Below are 445 nucleotides of genomic sequence, written 5' to 3' on the forward strand. Positions count from 1 at the left end.
ACCGGGGGCCCGAGCGCAGGCCCGAGAGAAGCGGGCCCACCGTGGCAATGAGCGGCCACTTGTGTTGAGGCGGGACATAGTAGTGATCGTGAGTTGCCAAGGGGCGTTCGCCTTATCAGGCAAGCCGGGTTTCGTCCTAGCCGGCGTTAGCGGCGACAGGCGGATGGCGAGGAATGATATCGAACAGCGTGTAGGCCAGCGTCAGGTGTTTCACATCCTTGGGCATGTCGCGGTCGACAATAAAACGCATCGGCATCTCCAGGCTTTGGCCCGGTTGCAACACCTGTTGGGTAAAGCAAAAACACTCGGTCTTGTGGAAGTACTGGGCGGCTTCGGCCGGTGAAATACTCGGCACGGCTTGCGCCGTCATCGGGTGGTCAGTGGGGTTGGCGACTACAACCACCATCTCGTTAACCGCCCCGGGGTTGACCACCCACTGATCGCC

General features: G+C 60.9%; 1 protein-coding gene. It reads right to left on the reverse strand.

Annotated elements, in window-relative coordinates; all coding sequences use genetic code 11:
- Nucleotides 1–136 precede the first annotated feature (136 nt).
- Nucleotides 137–445: cytochrome c oxidase assembly protein (locus JQ845_RS22865; RefSeq protein WP_203009515.1), on the reverse strand; the 309-nt coding region annotated here is incomplete at its 5' end.

The sequence above is a fragment of the Pseudomonas paraversuta genome, assembly GCF_904063065.1.
Taxonomy (GTDB): domain Bacteria; phylum Pseudomonadota; class Gammaproteobacteria; order Pseudomonadales; family Pseudomonadaceae; genus Aquipseudomonas; species Aquipseudomonas paraversuta.